Origin of the sequence: Carnobacterium sp. (genome assembly GCF_032094055.1) — a bacterium.
Classification (GTDB): domain Bacteria; phylum Bacillota; class Bacilli; order Lactobacillales; family Carnobacteriaceae; genus Carnobacterium_A.
The window spans coordinates 36405-37461 of sequence record NZ_DAMDAK010000003.1 but is presented as its reverse complement, the minus strand read 5'-3'; the positions used below and the strand labels follow the sequence as shown (position 1 = coordinate 37461).

General features: G+C 27.6%; 1 protein-coding gene. It reads right to left on the bottom strand.

Features of this window, described 5'->3' with window-relative positions; all coding sequences use genetic code 11:
* Window positions 1–112: 112 nt before the first annotated feature.
* On the bottom strand, window positions 113–1057 hold a 945-nt coding region (locus RT405_RS01015; protein ID WP_313466832.1), incomplete at its 5' end, for a helix-turn-helix domain-containing protein.

The following is a 1057-nucleotide window of genomic DNA, read 5'->3' as shown; positions in this document are numbered from 1 at the left end:
GGTTTTCATCGTGGTAAAAACATAACAAAAAACGTTTTAATTGTTATAAAGTAACAATCAAAACGCTTTTATCTCAATTTCATTATCAGTTAATTTCTTTATACTTGATGAACTATTCCTTTCTATCTATTTCTGTCCACACGTTTATATAGTAAGCTAGAATAATTTCAGCTATTTCTAGCCCATCATCTATATTTATTCCTAAGTCTTTAAGACGGTTTACTCTATATCGCAATGTATTGTAATGGATAAATAACTTTTTTGCTGCTTCTTTATGGTTAAATTGAGTTTCAATTAGTGCAAAAAGGGTCTTTAATAAATCCATATTTACTTTTTCATCATAAGCTAAAATATCACCTAATTTACGCTCAACATATTTTTCCAAAACTTTTGTATCTTTCACTTCTTTAATGATATTAAATAACTCATTGTCGTCATAATGGCTCACAAAACAATCTTCATTTAATTTACGACCGATAAACCAACTATCTTTTGCTTCTTTATAGGCTGCGGGGAATGAACGAGAATTTAATATAGGATTAGAAATTCCTATTCCTATAGAATAATCTTTTTTTAATTTATCAGTTAGCAAATTCCCAATTTCTTTCATTTTTTGTTTACTATTGCTAATAAAAGCAACATTTACAAATACTACCAATGACCCATCTATATAAGTAACTTTTATTTTTTTATTTGTCGTAATCAATTCACGATTTAATACCATTTCGATTACTCGGCTGCTAATTATTTTTTCATACTCTCCTATTTTAAATAACTCATCTTCATTTAATAATTTTAATACAAAAATGACTTCTGGAAACTCCATTTCCCAACCATAAAGTTTTGCTTTTTCTATAGTATCTAGCTGTGTATAGTTTGTTCCTTGCAAAATATCTCTAATAAAAGAGTCTTGAAAGTTTTTTTCTTTTTCTGCGACAGCATGGTTTTTATAAAAAGCTGAAGCTAATAATAAAGAAGCTTCTTCAACTGCTATTACTAAATTTTGGTTTTTTTCATTCCCATCCAAAAGAATTAAATGAGCGAATTTATTTCCTCC